The organism is Microvirga sp. GN3 (assembly GCF_055792825.1).
Window position 1 is genome coordinate 1 of the sequence record NZ_JBVVAK010000266.1, and the last position, 6,527, is coordinate 6,527.

General features: G+C 62.6%; 4 protein-coding genes and 2 pseudogenes. 5 read left to right on the top strand and 1 reads right to left on the bottom strand.

Going from position 1 to position 6,527, the window contains the following annotated elements; all coding sequences use genetic code 11:
- Window positions 1-151: 151 nt before the first annotated feature.
- The 5 genes and pseudogenes from ACS5Q1_RS45775 to ACS5Q1_RS45795 all read left to right on the top strand — a co-directional run.
- Window positions 152-502, top strand: a pseudogene (locus ACS5Q1_RS45775) (transposase); the annotation flags it as partial.
- Window positions 503-964: 462 nt separating this feature from the next.
- Window positions 965-1,987, top strand: coding sequence for an ABC transporter substrate-binding protein (locus ACS5Q1_RS45780; RefSeq protein ID WP_473104440.1), 1,023 nt, complete (start codon window positions 965-967; stop codon window positions 1,985-1,987).
- Between the two features lie 1,182 nt (window positions 1,988-3,169).
- A complete protein-coding gene (locus ACS5Q1_RS45785) occupies window positions 3,170-3,820 on the top strand; it encodes a DUF1326 domain-containing protein (RefSeq protein WP_473104441.1) in 651 nt (216 codons plus the stop codon).
- A gap of 10 nt (window positions 3,821-3,830) precedes the next feature.
- Window positions 3,831-4,736, top strand: a complete 906-nt coding sequence (locus tag ACS5Q1_RS45790; RefSeq protein ID WP_473104442.1) for a DUF2182 domain-containing protein — start codon at window positions 3,831-3,833, stop codon at window positions 4,734-4,736.
- Window positions 4,737-4,743: 7 nt separating this feature from the next.
- The gene (locus ACS5Q1_RS45795) at window positions 4,744-6,201 is read left to right on the top strand and encodes a DUF5939 domain-containing protein (RefSeq protein WP_473104443.1); all 1,458 of its coding nucleotides are present in this window, start codon (window positions 4,744-4,746) and stop codon (window positions 6,199-6,201) included.
- A 126-nt stretch (window positions 6,202-6,327) separates the two neighbouring features.
- Here ACS5Q1_RS45795 and ACS5Q1_RS45800 read toward each other — a convergent pair.
- Window positions 6,328-6,527 (bottom strand): annotated as a pseudogene (locus ACS5Q1_RS45800) (succinyl-CoA--3-ketoacid-CoA transferase); the annotation flags it as partial.

Genomic DNA, 6,527 nt, shown 5'->3' on the forward strand with positions numbered 1-6,527 from the left:
CTGCCGTTGCGGCCGGGACATCTCGGCATGGGGTCGGGTGGAGCGACATGAGGACCTCCGGGATCGTGCTGCCCCCTCAAGCCCAGAACGCCAATCCCCGCCTCCAAGGCTCCGGCCCATTCGCTAGCAGTATCGAAAGCGACGCAAGACCACAACGCGCATCTACCGAGGCAGCACGTTCGATTGCGGTCCCTGCCACCTCAAGCAGCGCTGCTGTCCCAACACGCCCGCGCGCAAGATCCCGCGCAGCATTTATGAGCACGCCAGGGAGGTCGCCCGTGCACTGGCCGGCACGCCGGCCTATGAGCGGTCGCGGCAGGGGCGCAAGCGCATCGAGATGTTGTTTGCGCATCTCAAGCGGATCCTGAAGATGGGACGTCTGCGGCTGCGGGGCCCCTGTGGCGCTCAGGACGAGTTCCTGCTGGCCGCCACTGCCCAGAACCTGAGAAAGCTCGCTAAGCTGATCACACCATCAGGGCCTCAGATAACACAAATGGCCTGAGGAGCGCCCGACGTTCAGATCGTCTCGGTGCATGACCTCAGCAAACAAAGCCTCGTCGATGTCTCCGCCAGTCTGAGTGCCGACTTTTTCAACGCAATCTGCCAGGAGCGGACCTTTCGGCCTCATTGTTAAGCAGCGGCAACCCTTTGTAGGAACTGCTCGACGGTGTTTTGGAGGGAGCCGGGCCGCGAGGCAACCGCTTCGGCCGCACCGCGAACCCGGGAGGCCGCGGCGTCCACCGGAGAAATTCTTCTGTTCAGCATCGCCGCTCAGGTTTTGGACTGGCAGTACCGCGAGCGAGGAATCACACGGCGCACGGAGGGCGACTGGGTAGGCGCTCGTTTGCGTAAGCAAGACTATGCTATGATACGCAGCATGTTTAGGGGGTCATGCGAGGGTAGAAGCGTCCACGGGTCAGCGTTCTCAGTGTCACGCTGGCCAGCATTTGGAAGGGAGGTTCCCATGCATACCCTATACCCTGGACCATTCAGCCGACGGAGGTTCCTGCGTGGGATAACGCTGGCGGGGACAGCGGGGCTCCTGGGCTGGTACCCCGGGCAAGCGGCTGCGGAGCCACCGCCTGAGACGACGCGGATCCGGCTCGTCCGGATTCCCAGCATCTGTCAAGCCCCCACGTATGTAGCCGAAGAACTGCTGCACAGCGAAGGGTTCACCGAGGTGCAGTTCCTCCAAAAAGAGGGGACCGCAGACATCGAGTCGGCCCTCGCCTCCGGTGAAGCCGACCTCAATGGGCATTTCGCCGCCCCGCTCCTTCTCCGCCTAGAAGCGGGAGATCCCATCGTCATCTTGGCAGGACTCCACGTCGGCTGCTTTGAGCTGTTCGGGACTGATCGCGTTCAGACGATCCGCGATCTCAAGGGGAAGACCGTGGCCGTGCCGACGCTAGATTCCAGCCGATACGTCTTTCTCGCTAGTATAGCTGCCTATGTGGGCCTGGACATCCGTCAGGACATACACTTCGTCACGCATCCAGGACCCGAGTCTATCCGGCTCCTAAGGGAGGGGAAGATCGATGCTTACTTGGGCTTTCCTCCCGAACCGCAGGAGATGCGGGAGCAGCAGATCGGCCATGTAGTGATTAGCAGCACCGTGGACCGGCCCTGGTCGCGATACTTCTGCTGCATGCTGGCTGGGAATCGGGAGTTCGTCCGCACGTCTCCGGTGGCCACCAAACGCGCCCTCCGCGCCATCTTGAAAGCGGCGGATTTCTGCGCGAGCGAGCCCGAGCAGTCCGCGCAGCTCATCGTGGACCAAGGCTATACTAAGCGCTATGACCATGCTCTCCAGGTCATGAAGGCGCTCCCCTACGGTCAGTGGCGTGAGTATAGCGCTGAGGACACTCTGCGCTTCTACGCCCTGCGCCTCCACGAAGTCGGGATGCTAAAGAGCAGCCCCCAGAAGCTTCTAGCCCAGGGCACCGACTGGCGTTTCTTCAACGAACTGAAGAAGGAGTTGAAAGGATAGCGTTCGTTTGGCGCGTAATTTTGGATATCCCGCTCGGCAGCACCCATGCCGAGTTGGAAGCAGGTTGGGTGAAGCTCCGGAACGGCCGCCTTTTCCAGGAATACGGTGTCGGGCTCGTGCAGATAGCCGTGGAGAGGGCAGGCGCAGAGAGGCGCCTGAAACTTGCTCTCCCGCCAGCGAAGATAACGGCTCTCTCAGCTGAGGACGTCAACGACCTGGAGGTGATCATCGGGCAACGGGTAGTGCGAGAAGTGGCGCCCGCCATCGTGGATATTGGCGCCATTTGGATTGTCGCAGCTTCCCAACGCAGACAGTGTCCTCGCGTTGACGCCCGACTTCCAGCAGCTCCGCTGCCTTCGAGAAGCGGCTGGGCGTGACGGGTTTCTCCCTTTTTGGTCGGCACGCGCGTGGCGAGGCGGCCATCGAGGTGCGTTCGTTCGCATCATCGTGCGGCGTCGAGGAGGACCCGGTGTGCGCCAGCGGGAGCGGAGTCATCGCGGTGCTCCATCGGGACGCCGGGATCAGTTTCGGTGGTTCCTGCCTGACGTGTGTGGATGGCAAGCTTGCTCGTTGAGAAAGCCTGAAAGAGCCATGGGTCGGCTCGCGACGGCTGCTGCCTCAACCGCTGAGGCTTGGCAGTGGCTGAGCTAGACATCGCTCCGAGCGCGTAAAGGTCTGCTCGGGGCAACCAGCGACGTAGGGCGGATGCAGCTGAACGTCCGCTCTCTGTCCTCATTCAGACGCTGGAGCAACGTGAACGCTTGCCTGTTGGCCCAGATCTGCGGAACGACTGTGCTTCACAGTGCGGCAGTATTGTCCGGACAACCGCAGGGGCGAAATGCCTGGGCTTCTCACCACCGATCGCAGCGGCCCAACCTTCGGCTCAGTGATTTTGAGCTCAGGTCCTCACCTTCCGCTCATTTCTGTTTCGGTCTCGCGACGTCCAATGAGTGGGAGCAGCCACAGTGGGGTTCGGCCATTCAGGCGCCTGTCGGGTGAACCCGCCTGAAAGAAAAGCAGTAGGGGTTTGGTCGCCATTGTTGGGATTGTCGGATGGTAGTATTTTGAGACGATCAGATCCGGCTGTGCCAGCGCGTAATGGCTTGCAATTTCGTTGGCGCCGAGCCGTACGCTCACCGCCGCAGATCAAAGTGAGATCTCATCCTCATGGAGGGACATCCGATGGCAACGGTCCCTGAGTGGCGTCTCGCTGGCGACTGGTTCGACATCTGCAGCTGCGACATCCCCTGCCCCTGCGAGTTTGCCCAAGCCCCAACAAACAATGCCTGCCAGGGCATGCTGGCATGGCATGTCCGGCAAGGTCATTTTGGCGATGTCCAGTTGGATGGTCTGAACCTGCTTGCCCTCGCCGCCTTTGAGGGCAACGTCTGGGCTGGCGACGCGGCGGTCGCGATGGGCCTCTTCATCGATGAGACGGCCGACGGGCGGCAGCGCGAGGCCCTGCAGCGGATTTTTGCCGGTGAAGCCGGCGGGTGGCCTGCCCAGTTTGCCGCTCTGGTCGGAGAGTTCCGGGGCATCGAATTCGTCCCCATCACCTTTGAAATCGCGGACGACCTTGCCTTCTGGCGAGCCGAGATCCCAAACCGGGTTGTCGGGCGGGCGGAGGCCCTGACCGGACCGACAACGCCGCCGGGTCAGCGGGTCCAGATGCTCAATCCGCCCGGCTCCGAGGTCGGACCCGGACAAGTCGCTACCTGGGGCCGGTCGGTTGACGTGCGCACAGAGGGATTTGGCTTCCACTGGTCGGGCGAGAGCCGGTCGAGCAAGCACATCCCGTTTGACTGGGCTGGACCGGATCCCGTCTCTCCTTGAGGGTGTGCCGGTGCTGACTTCGAACAAAACCGGCCGTCTTGCGAGGCCGCGCCCGATGTTTTCTCCGGCACGGGCGCGGTTGTCCCTCCTGCTGTCGCTCGGTGTCCTGACGGCAGGAGCTTGGGTGCTGACTCTGTACCAAGCCTCCGTTATGGCTGAGCCTATCGGCGTTAAGGTACCGAGCGGCTCGGCCATGGATGGCATGAGCATGGACAGCATGAGCGGGATGGCGATGACGGGCATGTCGGCGGCGGACTGGTCGCTGCCGGGGGTAGTTGCATTCGTGGCGATGTGGACCGTGATGATGGCGGCGATGATGTTTCCTGCCATGACGCCGATGGTCCTGACTTTCGCGGCCGCTCAGGCGCGGCGGACGCGGAACATGGCCATCCCGACCTGGATCTTCGTTGCCGGATACCTGCTGGTCTGGCTGGCCGCCGGCCTACTCGTCTACATTCTTGTCCAAGCTGGCAGCTCGGTTGTCGCTCACCTGTCCAGCGCCGAACGGGAACGCTGGGCGCCTCTCGCCCTTGGGGCCGTTCTGATCGGCGCCGGGCTATACCAGTTCACCCCGCTCAAGCGCACGTGCCTTGCCCATTGCCGCTCGCCCTTGGCATTCGTTGCCCTACACTGGCGCGATGGTCCCGCCGGCGCACTCCGGATGGGCCTTCGGCATGGCGTTTATTGTCTTGGCTGTTGTTGGGCCCTGTTTGCCGTGTTGGTTGCCGCCGGCATGATGAGCGTGGCCTGGATGCTCCTGCTGACGCTTGTGGTCGCTATCGAGAAGCTGCTGCCGCTGGGCCAGCGGGCATCGGCGGGCATCGGTGCTGCTCTGCTCGTCCTCGGATTGGCTGTTGCTGGCGGCGCCGCATTGATGCCCTGGATTGCTGCGACCGACGGCGGCGGGCCAGGATAGGTCCCCGATGGAAGCGGTAGTCCACGAACAGATCCTGGACGAGCGCCTCGCCGCCTTAGAGGCAGCTCGCGCCTGGAGCCCGCGCGTGATCTCCAAGCTGGAGAGCCATATCCGCTCGGCCGATGACGTCGCTCTGTTCCGCATCAATCCGATCCGGTTCGCCGCCGAGAAGAACATCGCCGAGGCCGAAGCCATCGATCTGTTCCTTCACGGAGCCTTCCTGGGCTTGTTCGAAATGGATTGGCTGCTGCTCTGCTCGGCCTGTTCCTGCGTGGTCGAGAGCTTTGGCAGCCTCAAGGGCGTGCGCAATCAGTTCCACTGCGCCATGTGCCGGGCCGATCTGGAGGCTGCGCTCGATGACTGCATCGCCGTCACCTTCACGGTCTCGCCGCAGATCCGGCCGATCGCATTCCACCGGCCCGAGAATCTCCCGGCCGGGGATTTTGCCTTGGCCTATAAGCTGACCGACGAGGGACTGCTGCCCGACGGGACACCTTTTGTTCAGATGCTCAGATCCTGGACCTCCGCGATCAGCTACCTGCCGCCGGGAACGACCCGGCTCGAGGTCGAGGCCACAGACGGGCTCCTGCATGCCTGGGGTCCCGACAGTGATGCCGGTTTCGACTTCCGGGTTGAAGGCGAACCGGCCACGTCGCCCCAGACCGTCCGCATCCATTACCTGGGCAACCGTTGCGAGCCGGCCGAGGGCACCGTGGCGCCAGGCCGGATTGTGTTTGAGATCGAGAATGAGACAAATCAGCAAGGGTTTCTTGCCATCTCTGCCGTCCCCGCCAACGACCTGCCGATCCTGGCGATCCCCGCACTCGACTTCGTCCCTCACCTGTCCGGCAGCCGCCTGCTGGCGACCCAGACCTTTCGGGACCTGTTCCGCTCGGAAGCGATCCGTGCAGTCGAGGGGATCGGCGTGCGGGACATCACGCTGCTCTTTACCGACCTGAAGGGCTCGACCGACCTCTATGATCGGATCGGCGATCTCAACGCTCTGTCGCTGGTGCAGCAGCACTTCGAGCGATTGCGAGATGTTACAGTCCGCCACGCTGGCGCGATCATCAAGACCATCGGCGATGCCGTCATGGCCGCTTTCGTCGAGCCGGCGGATGCCGTCCGGGCGGCGCTGGCGATGCTGCAGGACATGGAAGCGTTCAATCACCGGCTGCCGAGCCGGGAGGTCATTCTCAAGATCGGCATTCACAGGGGAGCAGCCATCGCGGTTACGCTGAACGAGCGGCTGGACTACTTCGGTCAGACAGTCAACATCGCAGCCCGCGTTCAGAGCCTGTCAGACGCAAAGGAGCTCTGTCTGACGAGCGAAGTTATGAGCGCACCGGGCGTCAAAGACATCCTGGCGCCCTTTGCCATGGAGCAAGAGATGGCCCAACTGAAGGGAGTACATCAGCAGATGCCGGTCTTCCGGATTCGTTCCGCGAACTCTCCGGCTGTGTAAACGTCTGCACTTCGCCGCTTCGCGGAAATACGACCTACTTCCGAGATGTGCCGGAAGGCGACATTCGGGAAAGCTGATCCACATTGTCGAGAAGGTCGGCGATGGAACAGCCAACCTTACGCCATATCATCGTTGCCTGCCGTTCAGAGCGACCTTGAAATCCGCCGCCGTCTTGGTCCTGATCTCGTCCACGGTCACGCCGTCGGCGAGCTCGATCAGGGTCATGCCGGAGCCGCCCTTCTTGTCGATGACAAAGACGCCGAGATCGGTGATCACGAGATCCACCACGCCGGTGCCGGTGAGCGGCAGATTGCAGGCCTTGAGAA